We start from the raw sequence: 22903 nt of genomic DNA on the forward strand, positions 1-22903 counted from the left end.
AGTCTGGACCCATGTCAGTGATCCGACTCCTGGTGCTCGGCGCGGTCCGCCAGCACGGGCGGGCCCACGGCTACCAAGTGCGCAACGACCTGGAGTACTGGGGCGCGCACGAGTGGTCCAACGCCAAGCCCGGCTCGATCTACCACGCGCTGAAGCAGATGGCCAAGCAGGGCCTGCTGCACGCGCACGAGATCGCCCCGTCGACCGCCGGCGGCCCGCCGCGCACCGAGTACGAGATCACCGAGCGGGGCACGGAGGAGTACTTCACCCTGCTCAGGGAGTCCCTCACCGCCTACGACCAGAAGCCCGACGTGCTCTCCGCCGGGCTCGGTCTCATGGTCGACCTCGGGCGCGAGGAGGTGCTGGGCCTCCTGGAGGAGCGGATCCGGGCCATCGAGAAGTGGCGCAGGTCCGTCACCGAGTACTACACGCCCGAGGACGGCCCCGCGCAGCTCGGCCACATCGGCGAGATCATGAACCTCTGGGTGCACTCCGCCGACCACGGCGCCGAGTGGACCCGTGCGCTGATCGAGCGCATCCGGGGCGGCGCGTACACCTTCGCCGGAGAGGGCGAGCCGTTCGTCGGGGTCCTGGGCGAGGGCGAGGAGAACCCGTACGGGGCGGGGGAGCCGCATCCCGGAGACCGCGGCTGATGGATTCTCTCAATTAATCAAGTTTGACTAAACGTCTCGGCGGGCATACTCTCCTCCGCCGGTAGTCAAGTTTGACTAATTGGGAGGTCTCAGTGACCGACGCGGCGATCACCGTCGAAGGGGCACGCAAGAGGTACGGCGACAAGCACGCGCTGGACGGTCTCGACCTCACGGTCACGCGAGGCACGGTGCACGGGATCCTGGGCCCGAACGGCGCGGGCAAGACCACCCTGGTCCGCATCCTGTCCACCCTGCTCCGCCCGGACTCGGGACGCGTCGAGGTGGCCGGCCACGACGTCGTCACCCAGGCGTACGCCGTACGGCTGCGCATCGGCCTGCTCGGCCAGCACGCCGCGCTCGACGAGGAGCTCGGCGGCCGGCAGAACCTGGAGCTCTTCGGCCGCCTGCACCACCTGGGCGCCCGGCGGGCACGCGCGCGTGCCGACGAACTCCTGGCCCGCTTCGACCTCACCGACACCGGACGCAAACCGGTCAGCGCCTACAGCGGAGGCATGCGGCGCCGCCTGGACCTGGCCGCGTCCCTCATCACCGAACCGGAGGTGCTCTTCCTGGACGAACCGACCACCGGCCTCGACCCGCGCGGCCGGGCCGAGGTGTGGGACTCCGTCCGCTCCCTGGTCGGCGGCGGTACGACGGTCCTGCTCACCACCCAGTACCTGGAGGAGGCCGACCAGCTCGCCGACCGCATCTCGGTCGTCGACGCCGGCCGGGTCGTCGCCGACGGCACGGCCGACGAACTGAAGGCCGCTACCGGCGGCGACCGCGTCGACGTCGTCCTGCGCGACGCCGGACAGCTCGGCGCCGCCCTCGCCCTGCTGCCGCTCACCGACGCCCGCGTCGACCCCGACCGCCGGCTGATCAGCGCACCCGTCACCGACCGGATGACGGCCCTCGCGGGCGTCGTACGGGCGCTGGAGGAGGCCGGTCTGGAGGCCGAGGACGTGGCTCTGCGCCGCCCGACCCTGGACGAGGTCTTCCTGCACCTCACCGACCGCCCTGACCGCATCAAGGAGGCCGTGTGACCACCTACGCCCTGACCGACTCCTGGACCATGACCCGCCGGGAGCTGGCCCGCTGGGCGCGGCAGCCGGTCGCGGTCGTCGTCAACCTGGTCTTCCCGGTCATGCTGCTGCTGATGTTCGGCTACCTGGTCGGCGGCGGCCGGGGAGTGACCGGCGAGTACGTCGACTACCTCGTCCCCGGGATGCTCGCGCTCACCATGGCCTTCGGCCTGGAGGGCACGATGATCGCCGTCACCCGGGACCTCGACAAGGGTGTCGTCGACCGGTTCCGCTCCCTGCCCATGACCAACGGCGCGGTGCTGGTGGGCCGCTCGGCCGCCGACATGCTCCAGTCGGTGGCGGGCCTCACGGTGCTGATCGCCGTCGGGTACGCGCTCGGCTGGCGGGCGCACGGCGGCGCCGGCGCCTTCCTGGGCGCGGTGGGCCTGCTCCTGCTCTTCCGGTTCGCGATGCTGTGGGTCGGCATCCATCTGGCCCTGGTCGCGGGGAAGCCGGAGATGGTGCAGGCGGTGCAGATCCTGGTCTGGCCGGTCGGCTTCCTCTCCAACGCCTTCGCCACCCCGGACGCCATGCCGGGCTGGCTGGGCACGCTCGTCCAGTGGAATCCGATGTCCCAGACCGCGACCGCCGTACGCGACCTGTTCGGCAGCCCCGGCGGCGAGAGCGGCCATGTGTGGGCGGCGATCGGGTGGCCGCTGGCCATCCTGACGGTGTTCTTCCCGCTGGCGGTGCGGCGGTTCTCCCGGCTGAGCCGGTAGAAGCCCCTAATGGTGGAATCCGGTCGCCGCACCCCTGTCCCGGGTCAGCGGGTGCGGCTGCCGGCGCAGCTCCGGAAGGAGCCGCTCCAGCTCCTCGACCAGGAGGTCCGCCATGTCGGCCGAGAAGCCGTTGCGGCACACCACGCGCAGCACGGACAGGTCCTCGCGGTGCGGCGGGAAGGTGTACGCGGGCACCAGCCAGCCGCCTTCCCGCAACCGCCGCGAGACGTCGAACACGTCGTACGCCGTCACGTCACGGGCCGTCGTGAAGGCGAACACCGGCAACTGGTCGCCGCGCGTCAGCAGCCGGAAGTCGCCGAGCGCCGCCACCCGCTCGGCGGTCGACCGCGCGATGTCCCGCGACGCCTGCTGCACCGCCCGGTAGCCCTCCCGCCCCAGCCGCAGGAACGTGTAGTACTGCGCGACCACCTGCGCGCCGGGGCGCGAGAAGTTCAGCGCGAAGGTCGGCATGTCGCCGCCCAGGTAGTTGACCCGGAAGACCAGCTCCTCGGGCAGCGCGTCCGCGTCCCGCCACAGTGCCCAGCCCACGCCCGGGTAGACCAGCCCGTACTTGTGCCCCGAGGTGTTGATCGACGCGACCCTCGGCAGCCGGAAGTCCCACACCAGGTCCTCGTCGAGGAACGGGGCGACCATGCCGCCGGAGGCGCCGTCGACGTGCACCGGGACGTCGAGTCCGGTCCGCTCCTGGAGGGCGTCCAGGGCGGCGCACAGGTCGGCGACCGGCTCGTAGGACCCGTCGAAGGTGGAGCCGAGGATGCCGACGACCCCGATGGTGTTCTCGTCGCACAGCTCGGCGGCGGCCTGCGGGTCGAGGTGGAAGCGGTCGCCCTCCATCGGGACCTGCCGGGCCTCCACCTCCCAGAAGTTGCAGAACTTCTCCCAGCAGACCTGGACGTTCACGCCCATCACGAGATTGGGCCGGGCGTCCTTGGAGGGGTACCGGTCGGCGTTGCGCAGCGCCCAGCGCCGCTTCAGCGCCATCCCGGCCAGCATGCACGCCTCGCTCGACCCGGTCGTCGAGCAGCCCACGGCCGCCGACGGGTCGGGCGCGTGCCACAGGTCGGCGAGCATCGCCACGCAGCGCCGCTCCAGCTCGGCGGTGCGCGGGTACTCGTCCTTGTCGATCATGTTCTTGTCGCGGCACTCGCCCATCAGTACCCCGGCCTGCGGTTCCATCCAGGTGGTGACGAAGGTGGCCAGGTTCAGGCGCGCGTTGCCGTCCAGCATCAGCTCGTCGTGGACCAGCCGGTACGCGGTCTGCGGCGGCAGCGGGGAGTCGGGCAGGCGGTGCGTGGGCGGGGCCTCGGTCATGCCGCCGAGGGGGTTCGCCTGGCCGTGGAACGGGTTCACGGCGAGCCGGCGCCGGGCGCGCTCAGCGTCCTGCGGCGGGTGGGGCCCGTGATGCAGTGGCATGCGACCGACGGTAGGTCCGGGACCCGGGCCGCGCACCCGGGCTTGCACCTCACGTCGCGTGAGGCGGCAGCGTGGAGGGCGTCAGAGAAGGGAGCGGAAGTGAGCTACTCCGTGGGACAGGTGGCCGGCTTCGCCGGAGTGACGGTGCGCACCCTGCACCACTACGACGACATCGGCCTGCTCGCACCCAGCGAGCGCAGCCGTGCGGGCCACCGGCGCTACAACGACGCCGACCTCGACCGGTTGCAGCAGATCCTGTTCTATCGGGAGCTGGGCTTTCCGCTCGACGAGGTCGCCGCCCTGCTCGACGACCCGGACGTGGACCCGCGCGCGCACCTGCGCCGCCAGCACGAGTTGCTGACCGCCCGGATCGAGAAGCTGGAGAAGATGGCGGCGGCCGTGGAGCACGCCATGGAGGCACGCAGCATGGGCATCAACCTCACGCCCGAGGAGAAGTTCGAGGTCTTCGGCGACTTCGACCCCGACCAGTACGAGGAGGAGGTCCAGGAGCGCTGGGGGAACACCGACGCCTACCGCCAGTCCAAGGCGAAGACCGCCTCCTACACCAAGGAGGACTGGCAGCGCATCAAGGACGAGGTCGACGAGCTCACCCGGCGCTTCGTGGCCCTGATGGAGGCCGGTGAGCCCGCCGAGTCCGAGGCAGCCATGGACGCCGCCGAGGCCCACCGGCAGGGGATCGCCCGCAACCACTACGACTGCGGGTATGAGATGCACACCTGCATGGGCGAGATGTTCGTCTCCGACGAGCGCTACACGCGGAACATCGACGCCGCCAAGCCGGGCCTCGCCGCCTACATGCGCGACGCGATCCTCGCCAACGCCGTCCGGCACACCCCCTGAGTGGTGGTCGTGGCCCGGATCTCACTCCCGGGCCACGACCACCGCCGTCCCGTACGCGCACACCTCGGTGCCCACGTCCGCGGCCGCCGTCACGTCGAAGCGGAACGCCAGCACCGCGTTGGCGCCACGCGCGCGTGCCTGCTCGACCAGCCGCTCCATCGCCTCGTTGCGGGTCTCGACCAGCGTCTTCGTGAGCCCGCGCAGCTCACCGCCGACCATCGACTTCAGCCCGGCGCCGATCTGGCTCCCCAGGTGCCGGGAGCGGACGGTCAGCCCGAAGACCTCCCCGAGCACCTCCTGCACCCGGTGGCCCGGCAGGTCGTTCGTGGTCACGACGAGCACCTCGGGCCCGGGGCCCTGTCCGCCGCCGTATTCTTCAATACCCATGGTTCTCAGGTTTCCCCGGGCAAGGTCACAGTGCACCCCGAGGAAGCCCTTGGAACCTGGAACCCGACGGCTGCGTTGTACGTTTGGGCAGCCAGGTCCCGCCCGCCCCCCAGCAGCAGGAGCCACAATCCCGTGACCACGCTTGCGCTCGGCCCCGAGTGGCTGAGCCCGGACTACCTGATCGAGACCTTCGCTCTGCCGGGCATCCTGCTCATCGTCTTCGCCGAGTCCGGACTCTTCGCGTTCCTGCCCGGCGACTCGCTGCTGTTCACGGCGGGCCTGTTCGTCGCCCAGGGCGAGTACATCAGCCAGCCGCTGTGGCTGGTGTGCACCCTGATCGTGCTGGCCGCCGTCATCGGCGACCAAGTGGGCTACATGATCGGCAAGTTCCTCGGCCCCAAGCTCTTCAACCGCCCCAACTCCAAGCTCTTCAAACAGGAGAACCTGGACAAGGCGCACGAGTTCATGGAGAAGTACGGCCCCAAGGCGATCGTCCTGGCCCGCTTCGTGCCGATCGTGCGCACCTTCGCCCCCATCGTGGCGGGCGCCGGCCGCATGCAGTACCGCACCTTCCTCACGTACAACGTCATCGGCGGCGTCGCCTGGGGCTCGGGTGTCACCCTCGCGGGCTACTGGCTCGGCCAGATCGAGTTCATCCGCACCAACGTCGAGCCGATCCTCGTCCTGATCGTCGTCCTCTCGGTCGTCCCGATCGCCATCGAGTACCTGCGCGAGCGCAAGAAGAAGAAGCAGCAGCCCGCGGCGGCCCCCCAGCCCGCGGCGCCGCAGTTCCAGCAGCCGCAGCAGCAGCCCGCGTACCCGGTGATGGACGACGCCACGACCCAGCTCCGCAGGGTGGACCCGTACCAGCAGCCGCAGCAGTACCAGCAGCCCCAGCAGTACCAGGAGCCGTACGCCCAGCAGTACCCGCAGCCGCCGTACGACCAGCAGGCCGGCCAGTACCCCTACAACCAGGGCCGCTGACGCGCCCTGAAGGGGCGCGGGGCTGTGCAGGCGCCCGGCGCTAGAACCCCCGCGTCCGCTTCGCCGCCCGGCGGCCCGCCGCACTCGCCGCGCCCGGCACCCGCAGGAACAGCCGCGAAATCTCCCCACCGAGGTTCACCCCGATGGCGATGGCCATGGCGAGGGCCACCGCCGTCGACAGGTACACCAGCCCCCGGTCGACCTCGCTCTGCGCGATCGCCAGCAGCCCGAAGTACGTCGCGGAACCGGGCAGCAGCGGCCCGATCGCCGCGGTCGTGTACGGTAGCGCCGACGCGAACCGGTACCGGGACATCAGCTGCCCGAACAGACCCACCAGCCCCGCCGCGGCGGCCGTGGAGGCCACCGGCGAGATGTCGCCGACGTAGTGCATGGCGCCGTACACGACCCAGGCGACGCCCCCGTTCAGGGTCACCGCCAGCACGGTGGATCGTTCCTGCTGGAGCAGGATCGCGAAGGCCAGCGACAGCATCATGGACGCGCCGATCTGCACGACCGGCTGGTCGCCCGTGCCCAGCTGGGCGTCGGGATTGAGATTGGCGCCCAGCTGGACACCGAAGTACAGCACCACCAGCACCCCGGCGACGATGCTGACGAAGAAGTACATGACCTCCAGCAGGCGCGCCGCGGCGGTGATGTAGAAGCCGGTCAGGCCGTCCTGCACCCCGGCGACCAGCGCCCGCCCGGGCAGCAGCGCGAAGAGGCCACCGGTGATGACCGCCGACGCCTTCACGTCGACGTGGATCAGCGTGAGCACGATCCCCATCGCGGCCGGCGGCATCGCGGCCACCGCGAACTGGTAGAACTCCGGCAGCCCCCGCCCGGCGCACAGCCAGGCCAGCCGGTCGCCGAGCATCGAGCCGAGCATGGCGGCGACGAACACGGTCAGACCGCCGCCGACGAGCACCGAAGCCGAGCCGGCGAGCAGGCCGCTGGCCGCGGTCAGCACCCAGGTGGGGTACGGGTGGCGGTTGCGGCGGATCTCCGCGAGGCGCCGGTAGGCCTCCTCCAGGGAGATCTGCGTGTCCGGGTCGCTGAGATCGTCCACCAGGTGGAACACGGCCGCGAGCCGCGTGTAGTCGGTGCCGCGGCGGCGCACCGTCCGCGACGCCGTCACCGGGTCCTCCACCAGGGACGGCTGGTGGGAGATCGACAGCAGGGTGAAGGTGACGTTCGGTTCGCAGCGGTCCAGGCCGTAGGAGCGGCAGACGGCGAACATCGCCGCCTCCACGTCCTCGGCGCCCTCACCGCCCGCCAGCAGCAGCTCCCCGATGCGCAGCGTCAGGTCGAGCACGCGCGGCACGGCGGGGCCGGTCTCGTCGTCGTGCTTCTGCGACGGCTCGGGCGCCGGCCGGTCGGCCACCGGCATGCGCAGCATCGCGCGCATCCGGTCCTGCCAGGGCACGTCCGTCAGGTTGACCGCCGGGAAGCCGCTCGCCGGGGTGAAGACGGCCGGCGACCACGCGTGGTACGTGCTCGGCATGCTGAACGCCGAGCCCTCGAACTCGGCGGGCGCTCCCGACGGCGCGTCCAGCCCCTCCGGCAGCGCGAACTCGGAGGTCGTCTCGGACTCCGCGCCGGTGTGCCGGGACACCGCCAGTCCCTGCGGAATCTCGAACTCGGACGTCGTCGACGACTCGTCGTCGACCGGCGCGCCGACGCCGACGGGCGGCCGGAACGCACTGCGCGCCTCGTCCGACTGCGGTTTGCGGTCCTCCGCCTCCGTCACCTGCGAAACGCTCCCTGGGCCCTCGTACGACACACCCTCCTGTAGCCCTCAGTATGCGCACCCAAACGTGAACGGGCCGCACGCGTGCGCGTGCGGCCCGTTACGGAAGGGATTCAGGAGGCGTGCTCAGTGGCCGCCCTGGTCCTTGAAGCGCTTGTAGGACCGCTCGATCTCGGCCTCGGCGTCGGTGCGGCCCACCCAGTCGGCGCCCTCGACGGACTTGCCGGGCTCCAGGTCCTTGTAGACCTCGAAGAAGTGCTGGATCTCCAGGCGGTCGAACTCCGAGACGTGGTGGATGTCACGCAGGTGCTCCACGCGCGGGTCGGTCGACGGGACGCACAGCAGCTTGTCGTCGCCGCCGGCCTCGTCCGTCATCCGGAACATGCCGATCGCGCGGCAGCGGATCAGGCAGCCCGGGAACGTCGGCTCGTCCAGGATGACCAGCGCGTCCAGCGGGTCGCCGTCCTCGCCGAGGGTGTTCTCGACGAAGCCGTAGTCGGTCGGGTAGGCGGTCGAGGTGAACAGGCGGCGGTCCAGGCGGATACGACCGGTCTCGTGGTCCACCTCGTACTTGTTCCGCGAACCCTTCGGGATCTCGATCGTGACGTCGAACTCCACCGGACGCTCCTCCATGATCAGCACATAGTTCTGGTGATTAAGTGTCCCTCACGCAGGTGTGTGATCGCGAAAGGGGCTGGTGGTAGTGCCAGAGCTGAGGCCTTGGCGGGCCACGGGACCGCGTGTGGCGCGTGCCGCGCGTGCCGTCCGACCGCGGGTCGCACGGTTCGCACGGGCCACGGCGCCGCAGCTCGACCGGGTCACGAGGCCCAAGACCTGGCAGTACACCGCCGGTGCCGCCACGGCCGGGCTGGCACTGGCCGCCGGTGTGGTGACCGCCGCCGGCCCCTGGGACTCCACGGGTCAGCGTACGGCCGAGCGGGACCGGGCCGTCGCCCTGGAGCGCACGGGTGGCGCAGATCACGGCCGCGGACCGGTCGGTTCCGGTACGACGTCCGGCTCGCCGCGCCCCGCGCCCAGCGCCCCGTCCGTCCTCACCGGCCTCGGCGGTACGGCGGGCGGAGTTCCGCGCGGCGCCGAGGCCGTGCCCGGCGGCACGGCCCTGGCGGACGTCCTCGGACCGCTGATGGAGGACCCGGCGCTCGGCGGCAGCCGCGGGGCGGCGGTGGTGGACCTCACCACCGGCAAGCGCCTGTACGGCCGCGACGCCGGCACGGCGCTCACCCCCGCCTCCACCACCAAGATCGCCACCGCCGTCGCCGCGCTCACCGCCCTCGGCCCCGACCACCGCCTCACCACCCGCACCGCCCTGGAGGCCGACACCGGCGAACTCGTCCTCGTCGGCGGCGGCGACCCCACCCTCACCGCGCGGAAGGACGCCCGCGGCCTCGCCAGCCTGCGCACTCTCGCCGAGAAGACCGCCACCGCCCTCAAGAAGCGGGACGTGCGCGAGGTGACGCTGTCGTACGACACGACGCTCTACGCCGGTACGGAAATGCACCCGATCGGAGTCAACGAGAACCTCGCCCGCGTCACCGCCCTGATGGCCGACGAGGGCCGCACGGACGACTCCACCAGCGGCCCCGCCCCGCGCGTGCCCGACCCGGCCGCCGACGCCGCCCGCACCTTCGCCGGGTTCCTGGAGCGGCACGGCATCACCGCGTCGGCTCCCGGCCCCTCCAAGGCCACCGACCGCGCGGACACCCTCGCCACCGTCTCCTCGCCCCCGCTGACCGCGCTGGTCGAGCGGATGCTGACCAACAGCGACAACGACCTCGCCGAGGCCCTGGCCCGCCACACCGCCCTGGCGAGCGGCGAGAGCGCCGACTTCGACGGCGTCTCGGCGGCGATCACGGCCCGCCTGCGGCAACTGGGCCTGCCCGTGGACGGCGCCCGCTTCCACGACGGCAGCGGCCTGGACCGCACCGACCGCATCACCGCGGACCTCCTCACCGCCCTGCTCGCCGAGGCCGCCGATCCGTCCCGCCCCGAGCTCCGCCCGGTCCTCACCGGTCTCCCCGTCGCCGGCTTCACCGGCACCCTGAGCGGCCGCTACACGGACGGCGCGGCCGGTGTCGTACGCGCCAAGACCGGCACCCTGACGGGCGTCAACACCCTCGCCGGCACGGCCGTCACCCCCGACGGCCGCCTCCTGGGCTTCGCCTTCCTGGCCTCGGACACGACGAACGCGTGGGAGGCCCAGGCGGCCCTGGACCGACTGACTACGGCCCTGGCGTCCGGAGCGCCGTAGCCACGAGCCGCCGTCCAGCGGCCCCACCCCGAGCCCCCACCCCACCGCCCGCCACAGCCTGCCCCCAGCGGCAGCGCTCACGTACGGTTGAGGAATGACGAGCATCGGCGCATCCTCCGGCATGGTCGACTGGAATCTCGCGGTGGCGACCGCGACCCGGCTCGTACGGCCGGGCCCCGAGGTGAGCCGCGACGAGGCCAGGGCCGTCGTCGCGGAGCTCCGCCGCCACGCCAAGTCCTCCGAGGAGCACGTCCGCGGCTTCACCCGCCTGGCCACCGAGGAGGCCCACGCCACCCCCGTCCTCGTCGTCGACCGCCCGGGCTGGGTCCGGGCGAACGTCGCCGGGTTCCGGGAGATCCTCAAGCCGCTGCTGGAGAAGATGGAGGAGCGGCGCGGCGGCGGCGCGGGCAACGCGGTCCTCGGTGCCGTCGGCGGCAAGGTCACCGGCGTGGAGCTGGGCATGCTGCTGTCGTTCCTGTCCTCACGGGTCCTCGGCCAGTACGAGACCTTCGCCCCGGCCACCCGCGAGCTGCCCGCGGGCGCGAACGGCGGCGGCCGGCTCCTGCTCGTCGCGCCGAACATCGTGCACGTCGAGCGCGAACTCGACGTCGACCCGCACGACTTCCGCCTCTGGGTGTGCCTGCACGAGGAGACGCACCGCACGCAGTTCACCGCGGTGCCCTGGCTGCGCGACCACCTGGAGGGCGAAATCCAGTCGTTCCTCTCGGAGACCGACGTCGACCCCATGACCGTGCTGGAGCGGGTCCGCGAGGCCGCCCAGACCCTCGCCGGGGGACGCCCCGAGGGCGAGGAGGACGACGGCGGCCGGTCGCTGGTGGAGCTGGTGCAGACCCCGGCCCAGCGGGAGGTCCTCGGCCGGCTCACGGCCGTGATGTCGCTCCTGGAGGGGCACGCCGACTTCGTGATGGACGGGGTCGGCCCGGCGGTCGTGCCGAGCGTCGGGGAGATCCGCGAGAAGTTCCAGCAGCGCCGCGCCAAGGGTGCCTCGCGCCTCGACCTGGCCCTGCGCAAGCTGCTCGGCCTGGACGCCAAGCTCCGCCAGTACCGGGACGGCGAGCGCTTCGTGCGGGCCGTCGTCGAGGAGTGCGGCATGGACGGCTTCAACCGCGTCTGGACCTCGCCCAACACCCTCCCCACCAAGGCGGAGATCTCCAAACCGGCGGACTGGATCGCGCGGGTGCACCGCAAGCCGGAGTCGTGAGCCCCGGGGATCGGGCGTGAACGAATCCGGCCGACGGCAGTCGAACGCCCCTCCAATCACCCGTCCGAGGGACCGTGGGCTCTCGACAGGCGTGCGATGCTCGGGGAACGGCCCGTTTCTGTCACCATCTACACACTCTGCGTGACCGAACCTCGGGCTCACCCCCGACAACTTCATGAAGGGCACCGGACATGGGTCCCCATCCTGCGGTCGCGGCGATACGCCTGGCGGTCCGCCGCGTCCTCCACGACATCCTCACCGAACTGAACACCACGGCCGGCGTACCCGCCGCGACGGCCGCCGAGCGCATGCCCGAGCGCCCGCCGTCGCCGCTCGTGCTCGTGGCCTGCTCCGGCGGCGCCGACTCCATGGCGCTCGCCTCCGCCCTCGCCTTCGAGGCCCCCCGCCTCGGCGTCCGCGCCGGCGGCGTCACCGTCGACCACGGCCTGCAGAGCGGCTCCGACCTGCGCGCCGAAGAGGTCGTCCTGCGCCTGCGCGAACTGGGCCTGGACCCCGTAGAGGCCACCGCCGTGAGCGTCGGCCGCGCGGGCGGGCCCGAAGCCGCCGCCCGCGACGCCCGCTACGCCGCCCTGGACGACGCCGCCGCCCGCCACGGGGCCGCCGCCGTCCTGCTCGGCCACACCCGCGACGACCAGGCCGAGACCGTCCTGCTGGGCCTCGCCCGCGGCTCCGGCATCCGCTCCCTGTCGGGCATGGCCGCGGTCTCGGGGGCCGGCGGCCGTTACCGGCGTCCCTTCCTCCAGGTCGACCGGCAGACCGCCCGCAAGGCCTGCATGGTCCAGTCCCTGCCCGTTTGGGACGATCCGCACAACGCCGACCCGGCCTACACCCGCTCCCGGCTGCGCCACGAGGGCCTGCCCGCCCTGGAGAAGGCCCTCGGCAAGGGCGTCGTCGAGGCCCTCGCCCGTACGGCCCAGCTCTCCCGGGACGACGCCGACGCCCTCGACGCCTGGGCCCGGCAGGCCGAGGCGGGCGTCCGCGACGCCTCCGGCGTGCTGGAGTGCGCCAAGCTCTACGCCCTGCCGCCCGCCGTACGCCGCCGGATCCTGCGCCGCGCCGCCGTCGACGCCGGTGCTCCGGCCGGCGCCCTGTTCGCCCGCCACATCGAGGAAGTCGACCGGCTGATCACCGGCTGGCGCGGTCAGGGAGCCATCAACCTCCCCGGCAAAGTCGTCGCCCGGCGGCAGGGTGGCAGACTGGTGATTCGGCAAGGCTGAATCCGGACCCTCCCACCGATCCCGTACACGGATCGCCGGGGCGCTCCGGAGTGGCCGGTGGGACGACCGAAAGTGATGCGGGTGGACGCGAACGACATGGGTGCCGACCTCGAGAAGGTACTCATCACCAAGGAAGAGATCGACGCGAAGCTGGCCGAGCTGGCCGCGAAGATCGACGCGGAGTACGCGGGCAAGGACCTGCTCATCGTCGGCGTGCTCAAGGGCGCCGTGATGGTCATGGCCGACCTCGCGCGCACGCTGTCCACCCCCGTCACGATGGACTGGATGGCGGTGTCCTCGTACGGCGCGGGCACCCAGTCCTCCGGCGTGGTGCGGATCCTCAAGGACCTGGACACCGACATCAAGGGCAAGCACGTCCTGATCGTCGAGGACATCATCGACTCCGGCCTGACCCTGTCCTGGCTGATCTCCAACCTCGGCTCGCGCGAGCCCGCCTCCCTCAAGGTGTGCACGCTGCTGCGCAAGCCCGACGCCGCGAAGGTCGCCATCGACGTGGAGTGGGTGGGCTTCGACATCCCCAACGAGTTCGTCGTGGGCTACGGCCTCGACTACGCCGAGAAGTACCGCAACCTGCCGTTCGTCGGTACGCTCGCGCCCCACGTCTACGGCGGCTGACACGGCCCTGTGGCGCGCTCCGCGGCGTTTCGGGGGGCGGCCGGGAACCCCGGAGGCCCCCGCGCCGTTGGAGCATGCAGACGGGACGTCAGCGGTCCCGTGCGGCTGAGGGCCGCCCCGCTGGGGTACCGTCAGAAGAACTGTCTTATCAAACTCACTATGGCAGGAGGGACGGGGCGCCACCGCTCCGGAGGATGGACGTGAAGCGATACTTCCGTGGGCCAATCATGTGGATCGTGCTGGCCGTCCTTGCCGTGGTCGTGTTGATGCAGGTCGTCGGCTCGTCCGGCGGCTACAAGACGGTGGACACGGGCCAGGTCGTCCAGGCGATCAACGACAACAGGGTCGAGTCGGCCAAGCTGACCACCGGCGACGAGCAGAAGATCCAGGTTCAGCTCAAGGACGGTCAGAAGGTCGAGGGCAGCTCGAAGATCCAGGCGAGCTACATCGGCAACCAGGGTGAGACCCTCGCCGGCACCCTGCAGAACAAGTACCAGGACAAGCAGATCCCCGACGGCTACACGGTGTCGCCGTCGAAGCAGAACCCGTTCGTCGGGATCCTGCTCTCCCTGCTGCCGTTCGTCCTGATCGTGGTCGTCTTCCTGTTCCTGATGAATCAGATGCAGGGCGGCGGCTCCCGGGTCATGAACTTCGGCAAGTCCAAGGCCAAGCTCATCACCAAGGACACCCCCAAGACGACGTTCACCGACGTCGCCGGATCCGACGAGGCCGTCGAGGAGCTCCACGAGATCAAGGAGTTCCTGCAGGAACCGGCCAAGTTCCAGGCCGTCGGCGCCAAGATCCCCAAGGGCGTGCTGCTGTACGGCCCGCCCGGTACCGGCAAGACCCTGCTCGCGCGAGCCGTCGCGGGCGAGGCGGGCGTGCCGTTCTACTCGATCTCCGGTTCCGACTTCGTCGAGATGTTCGTCGGTGTCGGTGCCTCCCGGGTCCGTGACCTGTTCGAGCAGGCCAAGGCGAACGCCCCGGCGATCGTCTTCGTCGACGAGATCGATGCGGTCGGCCGCCACCGCGGCGCCGGCCTCGGCGGCGGTCACGACGAGCGCGAGCAGACCCTGAACCAGCTGCTCGTCGAGATGGACGGCTTCGACGTCAAGGGCGGCGTGATCCTCATCGCCGCGACGAACCGGCCCGACATCCTCGACCCGGCGCTGCTGCGCCCCGGCCGTTTCGACCGGCAGATCGCCGTCGACCGTCCGGACATGCAGGGCCGTCTGGAGATCCTCAAGGTCCACCAGAAGGGCAAGCCGGTCGCCCCGGACGTCGACCTGTCGGCCGTCGCCCGCCGTACGCCCGGTATGACCGGTGCCGATCTGGCCAACGTGCTGAACGAGGCCGCCCTGCTGACGGCCCGCAGCGACCAGAAGCTGATCGACAACCACATGCTGGACGAGGCGATCGACCGCGTGGTCGCGGGCCCGCAGAAGCGGACCCGGATCATGTCGGACAAGGAGAAGAAGATCACCGCGTACCACGAGGGCGGTCACGCCCTGGTCGCGGCGGCCTCACCCAACTCCGACCCGGTCCACAAGATCACCATCCTGTCCAGAGGCCGGGCCCTCGGCTACACGATGGTGCTGCCGGACGAGGACAAGTACTCGACCACGCGCAACGAGATGCTCGACCAGCTCGCCTACATGCTGGGCGGCCGGGCGGCCGAGGAGCTCGTCTTCCACGACCCGACGACGGGCGCGGCCAACGACATCGAGAAGGCCACCGGCCTCGCTCGCGCGATGGTCACGCAGTACGGCATGACCGAGCGCCTCGGTGCGATCAAGTTCGGCGGCGACAACAGCGAGCCGTTCCTCGGGCGTGAGATGGCCCACCAGCGCGACTACTCGGAAGAGGTCGCCGCGCTGGTCGACGAGGAGGTCAAGAAGCTCATCGAGACGGCGCACAACGAGGCCTGGGAGATCCTGGTCGAGAACCGCGACGTCCTCGACAACCTCGTCCTCGCGCTGCTGGAGAAGGAGACGCTGGGCAAGGAGGAGATCGCCGAGATCTTCGCGCAGATCGTCAAGCGCCCGTCCCGGCCCGCCTGGACCGGCTCCTCGCGCCGCACGCCGTCGACCCGTCCGCCGGTGCTCTCCCCCAAGGAGCTCGCCCTGACGAACGGAGCCAACGGCGCGCCGGCGGCGATCTCCACGGCCAAGAGCGCGACGCCGGAGCCGGCCCCGGCACCGGAACGAGCCCCGGAGGACCGTCCGGAGAGCTGACTCAGCTGCTCCCGGCGGCCCCACCAGGCCCGGAATGTATGCCGCGCCCCCCAGGTTCTAGCCTTGGGGGCGCGGCATTTCCGTATGCCGACCGCAGGACAGGACAGGAACGAGGCACTAGATGACCGACCCCGTGACGCTGGACGGCGAGGGCCAGATCGGCGAGTTCGACGAGAAGCGGGCCGAGAACGCCGTACGCGAACTGCTGATCGCGGTCGGCGAGGACCCGGACCGCGAGGGGCTGAGGGAGACGCCGGCGCGGGTGGCGCGGGCGTACAAGGAGATATTCGCGGGACTGTGGCAGCAGCCCGAGGACGTGCTGACGACGACGTTCGACCTCGGGCACGACGAGATGGTGCTGGTGAAGGACATCGAGGTGTTCAGTACGTGCGAACACCATCTCGTCCCGTTCCGCGGGGTGGCGCACGTCGGCTACATCCCGTCGAACAACGGCAAGATCACCGGCCTGTCCAAGCTGGCCCGCCTGGTGGACGTCTACGCCCGCCGGCCCCAGGTGCAGGAACGTCTCACCACGCAGATCGCCGACTCCCTGATGGAGATCCTGGAGCCGCGGGGCGTGATCGTGGTCGTGGAGTGCGAGCACATGTGCATGTCGATGCGCGGCATCCGCAAGCCCGGCGCGAAGACCCTCACGTCGGCGGTGCGCGGGCAGCTGCGCGACGTCGCCACGCGCAACGAGGCGATGAGCCTGATCATGGCTCGCTGACGCCCGTCGGCGGGCGTCCGGCGGCCGGGCGTCAGGCCGCCGTGGCCGTGCCCGGGTGGTCGTCGTCCTCGTCCTCCGGGAGGCGGCAGACGCGCTCCAGGAAGAGGGCGGCCGCTATGACGGCGATGCCCGCCAGCACCGAGAAACCGGCGTAGACGGCCTGGTCGCGGCGGGCGGGGACGTCCAGGTACTCCAGCAGGAAGACCCCCGTGCCCCCGTACATCCCCGCGACCAGGGCGGCCACCAGGGCGCTGGCCTGGCCGAAGACCACCGCGCGGGCCGCCATCATCGGGTCGACGCCCTTGGCGCCCGGCACACGCTCCCGCTGGGCCTTCAGGCGGGCGCGCAGCGAGAGCGCGGTGGCGAGCAGGATCACCGCGATCAGGGCGAGGACGATGGGGGCGGCCAGGGGGACGCTCGGGAGGCTCCCGATCGAGTTCCACAGGCGGGCGCCCGCCCAGGACAGGATGCCGGCGACGAGGAACACGCCGACCAGCACCCTGATGCGCAACTCTTTCACGCTGTTCCGTGTCCCTTCGGTCCCCGGTGCCGGTCTTCGGCGTGGCCGTCGGCCTTGTCGTCTGCTCGGCCTTCTCGACCTTAACGACTACTCGGGCAGCCGGAGTTCCAGGTCGGCGCGGGGCGCGACGCCCTCCCGGGTGACGGCGTCCAGGAGATCGGCGATCGCGCCGTGTCCCGGCAGCTGCGCCTCCGGGTCCACATCGTGCCAGGGGGCGAGGACGAAGGCGCGTTCGTGGGCGCGCGGGTGGGGAAGCGTGAGCTGCGGGTCGTCGGAGACGACCTCCGCGTAGGCGACGATGTCGACGTCGAGGGTGCGCGGGCCCCAGCGCTCGTCGCGGACCCGGTGGAAGGCCTCCTCGACCGCGTGCGCCCGCTCCAGCAGGGAGGACGGGGGCAGGGTGGTCTTGAGGATCACGACCGCGTTGAAGTACGACGGCTGGCTGTCCGGGTCGACGCCCCAGGGCTCCGTCTCGTACACCGGCGAGACCTCTTTGACTCGCACGCCGGGGGTGTCCTCCAGGGCGTCGATCGCCCCCTGGAGGGTCTCCAGGCGGTTGCCGAGATTGGCGCCCAGGGCGACCACGGCGCGCTTGGGGTTGGACAGCGTGGTGTCGGCCGCGTCGACCTGCTCGATGACGGAGGCGGGCACCGGCTGTACGGTCGGGTCGCTGGGACCCTTGGTGAAGGGGGCGCTCATACACGGCTCCGGATGATGGTGACGGTCACGTCGTCGAAGGGGACGGTGATGGGTGCGTCCGGCTTGTGGACGCAGACCTCGACCTCCTCGACCCCTTCGTGCTTCAGGCAAACCTGGGCGATGCGCTCGGCGAGCGTCTCGACGAGGTTGACGGGCTCGCCCTCGACGACGGCCACGACCTCCTCGGCCACGATGCCGTAGTGCACGGTCTTCGCCAGGTCGTCGTCGGCCGCGGCCGGCCGGGTGTCCAGGCCAAGGACGATGTCCACGAGGAAGGTCTGGCCGTCCTCGCGCTCCTTGGGGAACACACCGTGGTGCCCGCGGGCCTTCAGGCCGCGCAGCGCGACACGATCCACGCGAATCACTCCTGCAGTCGTCGGTCTCGGCCGGTGCGTACCACGTGCGGGCGGTACGGCGGCCTCAGTCGAATCTACCCGCGGGCACCGACAGCGCCGGGACACGGGGTGCGTGGGGGAGGGCGCACGCCGGGAGGTTTCATCCCGCGTTTGCCCTGGCGGCCCCGGTGGATCACGGGTTGGTAGCCGCCCATACCCGGTGGTCCGTGATTCCAACCACTTCCGGGATCAGGGTTCACCCGGACCGGTCAGGGGCGGGTTTCCGGGGCCCTCGTCGTCCTCGTCCTCGGTTCCGGTCTCGGCGAGTACCGGGGAGGCGTGGTGCGACCAGAGCTTCCAGCCGGCGGGCGTGCGCCGGTACGTGTTGGTGGCGACCACGAGCTGGCCGACGAGCGGGCCGAGCTCGTCGTCGCCCTCGGGGGCGGGGCCGCCGCTGAGGATGTTCTCGGTGCAGGTCACCAGGGCGGTGTCACCGGTCACGGAGACGTGCACGTCGGTGAGGAAGAACTGGATGTAGTCGGTGTTGGCCATGATCAGGGCGTAGGAGCGCAGGACCTCGCCGCGGCCGGTGAGGACCGGCCAGCCGGGGTGTACGCAGGAGACCACGCCGGCGTCGGCCGGGTCGTGGTACGACTCGTCGACGCCCAGGTCGGACGGGGTGAGCCAGAACTCGGAGACCTTTTCGAAGTCGCCCTGTTCGAGTGCCTCGTAGAAGGCGGTGTTGGCCGCCTCGACCTGCTCGACGTCGACGTGCGGGGCGTTCACCGGGCTCCCTCGACGGCGCGGGCGACGCGTACGGCGTCGGCGGTGGCACGGACCTCGTGCACGCGTACGGCCCACGCGCCGGCGTGTGCGGCGAGGGCGGAGACGGCGGCGGTGGCCGCGTCGCGCTCCCGCGCGGGGGGCGGAGCGGCGTCGGGGCCTGCCAGGACCCGGCCGAGGAAGCGCTTGCGGGAGGCGGCGACGAGGAGGGGGTGGCCGAGGGCGTGGAGGCGGTCGAGGTGGGCGAGGAGGACGAGGTCGTGCTCGGCGTCCTTGGAGAAGCCGAGGCCGGGGTCGACGACGACGCGGTCGGGGGCGACGCCACCGTCGAGGACGGCCTCCACGCGGGCGCGCAGCTCGTCGACGACCTCGGCGACGACGTCGGCGTAGGTGCCGCGGACGTTGCCGCCCTCCAGGAGGCCGCGCCAGTGCATGACGACGAAGGGGGCGCCGGCGTCGGCGACGACCGGGATCATGCGGGGGTCGGCGAGGCCGCCGCTGACGTCGTTGACCAGGGCGGCGCCGGCGGCGAGTGCCTGGTCGGCGACGGAGGCGCGCATGGTGTCGACGGAGATCGTGACGCCCTCGGAGGCCAGTCCGCGCACGACCGGGACGACGCGGCGGAGCTCTTCGTCCTCGTCGACGCGGGTGGCGCCGGGGCGGGTGGACTCGCCGCCGACGTCCACGAGGTCGGCGCCTTCGGCCACCAGGTCGAGGCCGTGCTTGATGGCGGCCGTGGTGTCGAAGAAGCGACCGCCGTCGGAGAAGGAGTCGGGGGTCACGTTGACGACTCCCATGACCGCGCAGCGGTCCCATGCGGTCAGTCCCGCGAGGTGGTGGCGGTGGGCGGTCTGCTTGCTCATGTGTTCAGCGTAGGCCTCCGGCGGTGGGGCGGGGTGCCTGCGGCGCCTGTGCGGGTTCGGTGGGGGTGCGGGTAGCGCGGTGCGTGGTGTTGTGGGTCGGGGCCGCGCCGGGGGGTGTCCGTCCTCGGAACGGCGCGGAATCGGTCGGCTACGGGGGTGGCCGGCGCGGACGCGCCAACCGCTGCGGGCGGACACCCCCCGACACGTCCCCTTCCCGCCGTACGCGGCTTTCCCGCCGTCCCGCCCAGCTACGGGCAGTCGTGCCGCTGGGGCGGCACGGCCTGCGCGACCCACCCCCTGCGGCCACCCGAACGCCGGGTGACCTGCAAACCCCGGACCGCGGAGCCCTACGCCGCCCGCGCCCCCCGCTCCGACAGCCCGTGCGGACACGGCCGCCGCGTCGGCGTACCCCGGCGCAGGAAACGCGGCGGCGTCAGTGTGACGAAGCCCTCGGCCTGCATCGCGGCGAAGCCGATGCGGGGGAGGTCGGCGGAACGGCGGTAGACGACGAAGCGCGGTTCCCAGCTGGGGCGGAACTTGGCGTTGAACTTGTACAGCGACTCGATCTGGAACCAGCGGGAGAGGAACACCAGCAGACCTCGCCAGGCACGGAGCACCGGGCCCGCGCCGATCTTCTCGCCCCGTGCGAGCGCCGCGCGGAACATCGCGAAGTTCAGGGAGACGCGGGCGATGCCCAGTTTCGGGGCGGCCTGGAGGGCGGCCACGATCAGGAGTTCGTTCATGCCGGGATCGGCCGCGCGGTCGCGGCGCATGAGGTCGAGGGACGCCCCGTCAGTGCCCCACGGCACGAAGTGCAGGACCGCCTTGAGGTCGCCGAACTCACCGGGTTCGGTGTCCTGCCGGTGGGCCGTCGCTATCAGGCAGTCGCCGTCGGAGGGGTCGCCGACGCGGCCGAGGGCCATGGAGAAGCCGCGCTCGGTGTCCGTGCCGCGCCAGGCGTCCGCGGCGCGGCGGACGCGGTCCAGTTCGGCGTCGGAGAGGTCAGCCACGCGTCGTACGCGGGTCTCGTAACCGGCGCGCTCGATGCGCTTGACCATCTGGCGTACGTTGCGCATCGCGCGGCCGGTGAGGGAGAAATTTGCCACGTCCACCACCGCCTCGTCGCCGAGTTCGAGGGCGTCGAGTCCGGTCTCGCGGGTCCAGACCTCGCCGCCGGTCTCGGAGCAGCCCATGACGGCCGGGGTCCAGGAGTGGGCGCGGGCCTCGTCCATGAAGCGTTCGATGGCGCCCGGCCACGCCTCCACGTCGCCGATCGGGTCGCCGCTGGCCAGCATCACGCCGGAGACGACGCGGTAGGTGACGGCCGCCTTGCCGCTGGGGGAGAAGACGACCGCCTTGTCGCGGCGCAGCGCGAAGTGGCCGAGGGAGTCGCGGCCGCCGTGCCGGGCGAGGAGGGCGCGCAGGCGGGTCTCGTCGTCCTCGGTGAGGCGGGCCGCGGGGTGTTCGGGGCGGAAGGCCAGGTAGATGGTGGTGACGGCGGTCAGGAGGCCGAGGGCGCCGAGGGAGAAGGCCACCGTCCAGGAGGTGGTGCCCCGGTAGTCGACCGGGCCCTCGACGCCGAACAGGCCGTACAGGACGTGGGTGATGCGGTCGGCCAGGCTGGGGTCACCGATCATGCGGTGCGGGTGGGCGTTGACGACGAGCAGGCCGAGGATGACGGAGCCGGCGGACATGAGGACGAAGTTGGCCAGCGCCCGCCAGCGGCTGCGGGGGTCGGGGAGTGCTGCGAACTGGTCGCGGTGGCGCAGGAGGGGGGCGAGCAGGGCCAGGGAGATGAGTACGCCGACGAGGGAGTGGCGGTAGCCGAACTGGGCGACGGCGCCTAGGGGGAGCAGCGCCACGGCCGCTCGCCACGCCCGGCGCTTGCGGCGCTTGAGGCCGTGGGCGAGCAGGAGGAGCAGGACGCCGGCACTGAGGGAGAGGGCCGCGGCGAAGGGGCCGAAGGAGCCGGGGAGGACCTCGGCGAGGGCGTGCACGCGGCTGTGCCGGAAGCGGGGGAAGACGCCGCCGGCGATGTCCAGGAGGCCCACGAGCGCGCAGGCGCGGCCGACGAGGAGGGGGACGTTCTCCGGGCGGGGGCCGCGCAGTACCCGTCGTAGGCCGGTGGATTTGGCCGGAACCGCGCCCGACATTTCCTCATCTGTCCTGACAGACATCGCACCTGTGGTTCTGCGAGAGATCGTGGATCCGGGCCCGTTTCGGGCATCCGGCGACATTGCGCCCTCTAGGACGGTGTCTCGGGTGGAGAGGTTCACTCCACCTGTCGGAAAGCCCCTTGAAAGCACAGGCAGGTAGCAACGCATGGGTCTCACGAGCGACAAGGTGCTGGCGCTGGCGGTGGTGTCGGGCGTGCTGCTGTTCGCCGGCACGGTGTGGTGGTGGCCGCGGCTGGGGCGGCGGAGTGTGCGGGCCGTGCTGGGGCGGGTGGGGTTGTTGCTGGGTACTCAGGTGGCGGTGTTCGCGGCGGTGGGGCTCGCCGCCAACCAGGCCTTCGGGTTCTACGGGAGCTGGGCCGACCTGTTCGGGCGCGTGGACGGCCAGGGGGTGGTCGTGGACCACTCGGCGGGCGGGGGCGGTCCGTTGCGGGTCGTGGGCGAACGGCGGGTGACGCCGGCGGGCGGGGGGCGGCCGGAGGTTGCCGGGCGGGTGCAGGAGATACGGGTCGTGGGCCGTACGACGCGGATCGCGTCGCCCGCGTACGTGTATCTGCCGCCCGAGTACTTCCAGGCGCGGCACCGTGCGCGTACCTTTCCCGCCGCCGTCGTACTGACCGGCTATCCGGGGACCGCCTCGGCGCTGGTGGACAAGCTCCGTTATCCGCGGACGGCGTTCGATCTGGCCAAGGCGGGGCGGATGCGGCCGATGATTCTGGTGATGCTGCGGCCCGCCGTGGCGCCGCCGCGCGACACCGAGTGCGTGGACGTGCCGGGCGGCCCGCAGACGGAGTCCTTCTTCGCCAAGGACCTTCCCGAGGCCGTGAGCGCGCACTATCGCGTCGGCAAAGGCCGGGGGAGTTGGGGTGTCGTCGGCAACTCGACCGGAGGCTACTGCGCTCTGAAGCTCGCCATGCATCACCCCGAGGTGTTCGGAGCGGGGGCCGGACTGTCCGCCTACTACGACGCGCCCAGCGATCCCACCACGGGTGATCTCTTCCAGGGAGATGAACGTGCCGAGAATCGGGCCAGTCTGTGGTGGTGCATCAAGAACCTTCCGGCGCCGGACACTTCATTGCTCGTCAGCAGTAGCCGGTCCGGTGAGACGAACTACAAGGACACGGTGAAGTTCATCGATCTGGTGAAGGAACGGAAGCCGACGCGGATCTCGTCGATCATCCTGGAAAGCGGCGGGCACAACTTCAATACCTGGCGGCGCGAGATTCCCGCGACGCTGGAGTGGCTGAGCGGGCGGATCGGCGGACGGCCCTGAAATGATCTTGCAGTAATTCAGGCGTCGGCGGCCTTGTGGAATGCCGGTGGCGTGTGAACACCT

At 71.5% G+C, this 22903-nt stretch carries 22 protein-coding genes; 12 read left to right on the forward strand and 10 right to left on the reverse strand.

All coding sequences use genetic code 11. The features are described from left to right. Positions 1–11: 11 nt before the first annotated feature. The 3 genes from AMK11_RS13760 (at position 12) to AMK11_RS13770 (ending at position 2454) form a co-directional block, all read left to right on the forward strand. Positions 12–653 carry a PadR family transcriptional regulator gene (locus tag AMK11_RS13760; RefSeq protein ID WP_073726667.1) on the forward strand — a complete coding sequence of 214 codons (642 nt, stop codon included), beginning with the start codon at positions 12–14 and terminating at the stop codon, positions 651–653. A gap of 92 nt (positions 654–745) precedes the next feature. Further along, a complete protein-coding gene (locus tag AMK11_RS13765; protein WP_073726669.1) occupies positions 746–1696 on the forward strand; it encodes an ATP-binding cassette domain-containing protein in 951 nt (316 codons plus the stop codon). Beyond that, a complete protein-coding gene (locus tag AMK11_RS13770; protein ID WP_073726671.1) occupies positions 1693–2454 on the forward strand; it encodes an ABC transporter permease in 762 nt (253 codons plus the stop codon). The genes AMK11_RS13765 and AMK11_RS13770 overlap by 4 nt, the downstream gene beginning before the upstream one ends. Positions 2455–2460: 6 nt before the next feature. Here the strand turns inward: AMK11_RS13770 and AMK11_RS13775 are convergent, their stop codons facing one another. Further along, positions 2461–3888, reverse strand: a complete 1428-nt coding sequence (locus AMK11_RS13775) for a glutamate decarboxylase (RefSeq protein ID WP_073726673.1) — start codon at positions 3886–3888, stop codon at positions 2461–2463. A 99-nt stretch (positions 3889–3987) separates the two neighbouring features. Between AMK11_RS13775 and AMK11_RS13780 the strand changes: the two genes are divergently transcribed. Continuing rightward, the gene (locus AMK11_RS13780; protein WP_073726675.1) at positions 3988–4749 is read left to right on the forward strand and encodes a MerR family transcriptional regulator; all 762 of its coding nucleotides are present in this window, start codon (positions 3988–3990) and stop codon (positions 4747–4749) included. A 21-nt stretch (positions 4750–4770) separates the two neighbouring features. On the opposite strand, the gene AMK11_RS13785 is transcribed toward AMK11_RS13780, so the two are convergent. Next, positions 4771–5136, reverse strand: coding sequence for a YbjQ family protein (locus tag AMK11_RS13785; RefSeq protein WP_073726677.1), 366 nt, complete (start codon positions 5134–5136; stop codon positions 4771–4773). A gap of 132 nt (positions 5137–5268) precedes the next feature. Here AMK11_RS13785 and AMK11_RS13790 point away from each other — a divergent pair, with 132 nt between their 5' ends. Then, positions 5269–6120 (forward strand): DedA family protein, encoded by an 852-nt coding sequence (locus tag AMK11_RS13790; protein WP_073726679.1) that lies wholly within the window; start codon positions 5269–5271, stop codon positions 6118–6120. A 40-nt stretch (positions 6121–6160) separates the two neighbouring features. Here AMK11_RS13790 and AMK11_RS13795 read toward each other — a convergent pair whose 3' ends face one another. Both AMK11_RS13795 and AMK11_RS13800 read right to left on the reverse strand, forming a co-directional pair. Next, positions 6161–7867 carry a threonine/serine ThrE exporter family protein gene (locus AMK11_RS13795; RefSeq protein ID WP_073726681.1) on the reverse strand — a complete coding sequence of 569 codons (1707 nt, stop codon included), beginning with the start codon at positions 7865–7867 and terminating at the stop codon, positions 6161–6163. A gap of 126 nt (positions 7868–7993) precedes the next feature. Continuing rightward, positions 7994–8485 (reverse strand): inorganic diphosphatase, encoded by a 492-nt coding sequence (locus AMK11_RS13800; RefSeq protein ID WP_007452023.1) that lies wholly within the window; start codon positions 8483–8485, stop codon positions 7994–7996. A gap of 79 nt (positions 8486–8564) precedes the next feature. On the opposite strand from AMK11_RS13800, the gene dacB reads away from it, so the two are divergent. From dacB to folE, 6 genes are all read left to right on the forward strand, one after another. Continuing rightward, complete coding sequence (gene dacB / locus AMK11_RS13805; RefSeq protein ID WP_198941352.1) at positions 8565–10136, forward strand: D-alanyl-D-alanine carboxypeptidase/D-alanyl-D-alanine endopeptidase; 1572 nt, start codon at positions 8565–8567, stop codon at positions 10134–10136. Positions 10137–10230: 94 nt separating this feature from the next. Beyond that, positions 10231–11358 (forward strand): zinc-dependent metalloprotease, encoded by a 1128-nt coding sequence (locus AMK11_RS13810; RefSeq protein ID WP_073726683.1) that lies wholly within the window; start codon positions 10231–10233, stop codon positions 11356–11358. Positions 11359–11549: 191 nt separating this feature from the next. Continuing rightward, positions 11550–12596, forward strand: coding sequence for a tRNA lysidine(34) synthetase TilS (tilS, locus tag AMK11_RS13815; protein ID WP_073726685.1), 1047 nt, complete (start codon positions 11550–11552; stop codon positions 12594–12596). Between the two features lie 96 nt (positions 12597–12692). Further along, on the forward strand, positions 12693–13232 hold the full coding sequence (gene hpt / locus AMK11_RS13820; RefSeq protein WP_229831030.1) for a hypoxanthine phosphoribosyltransferase: 540 nt from the start codon (positions 12693–12695) through the stop codon (positions 13230–13232). Between the two features lie 194 nt (positions 13233–13426). Continuing rightward, positions 13427–15466, forward strand: a complete 2040-nt coding sequence (gene ftsH / locus AMK11_RS13825) for an ATP-dependent zinc metalloprotease FtsH (RefSeq protein ID WP_073726687.1) — start codon at positions 13427–13429, stop codon at positions 15464–15466. 121 nt (positions 15467–15587) lie between these two features. Then, positions 15588–16193 carry a GTP cyclohydrolase I FolE gene (gene folE / locus AMK11_RS13830; RefSeq protein WP_073726689.1) on the forward strand — a complete coding sequence of 202 codons (606 nt, stop codon included), beginning with the start codon at positions 15588–15590 and terminating at the stop codon, positions 16191–16193. A 31-nt stretch (positions 16194–16224) separates the two neighbouring features. On the opposite strand, the gene AMK11_RS13835 is transcribed toward folE, so the two are convergent. The 6 genes from AMK11_RS13835 to AMK11_RS13860 all read right to left on the reverse strand — a co-directional run bounded on the left by AMK11_RS13835 (position 16225) and on the right by AMK11_RS13860 (position 21546). Beyond that, positions 16225–16713, reverse strand: coding sequence for a DUF3180 domain-containing protein (locus AMK11_RS13835; protein WP_073726691.1), 489 nt, complete (start codon positions 16711–16713; stop codon positions 16225–16227). Between the two features lie 87 nt (positions 16714–16800). Next, positions 16801–17412, reverse strand: a complete 612-nt coding sequence (gene folK, locus AMK11_RS13840) for a 2-amino-4-hydroxy-6-hydroxymethyldihydropteridine diphosphokinase (RefSeq protein ID WP_073726693.1) — start codon at positions 17410–17412, stop codon at positions 16801–16803. After that, the gene (gene folB, locus AMK11_RS13845) at positions 17409–17768 is read right to left on the reverse strand and encodes a dihydroneopterin aldolase (protein ID WP_011028954.1); all 360 of its coding nucleotides are present in this window, start codon (positions 17766–17768) and stop codon (positions 17409–17411) included. Before folB ends, folK begins: the two co-directional genes overlap by 4 nt. Before the next feature lie 228 nt (positions 17769–17996). After that, the gene (locus AMK11_RS13850) at positions 17997–18533 is read right to left on the reverse strand and encodes a nuclear transport factor 2 family protein (protein ID WP_073726695.1); all 537 of its coding nucleotides are present in this window, start codon (positions 18531–18533) and stop codon (positions 17997–17999) included. Then, positions 18530–19393: a dihydropteroate synthase gene (folP, locus tag AMK11_RS13855; protein WP_073726697.1), complete on the reverse strand. Its 864-nt coding sequence runs from the start codon at positions 19391–19393 to the stop codon at positions 18530–18532. Before folP ends, AMK11_RS13850 begins: the two co-directional genes overlap by 4 nt. Positions 19394–19740: 347 nt before the next feature. Beyond that, on the reverse strand, positions 19741–21546 hold the full coding sequence (locus AMK11_RS13860) for a phosphatidylglycerol lysyltransferase domain-containing protein (protein ID WP_073726699.1): 1806 nt from the start codon (positions 21544–21546) through the stop codon (positions 19741–19743). A 169-nt stretch (positions 21547–21715) separates the two neighbouring features. Between AMK11_RS13860 and AMK11_RS13865 the strand changes: the two genes are divergently transcribed. Then, positions 21716–22840 carry an alpha/beta hydrolase gene (locus tag AMK11_RS13865; protein WP_073726701.1) on the forward strand — a complete coding sequence of 375 codons (1125 nt, stop codon included), beginning with the start codon at positions 21716–21718 and terminating at the stop codon, positions 22838–22840. The last annotated feature ends 63 nt before the right edge of the window (positions 22841–22903 follow it).

It is taken from the genome of Streptomyces sp. CB02414 (genome assembly GCF_001905385.1).
In the GTDB taxonomy this organism is placed as follows: Bacteria; Actinomycetota; Actinomycetes; order Streptomycetales; family Streptomycetaceae; genus Streptomyces.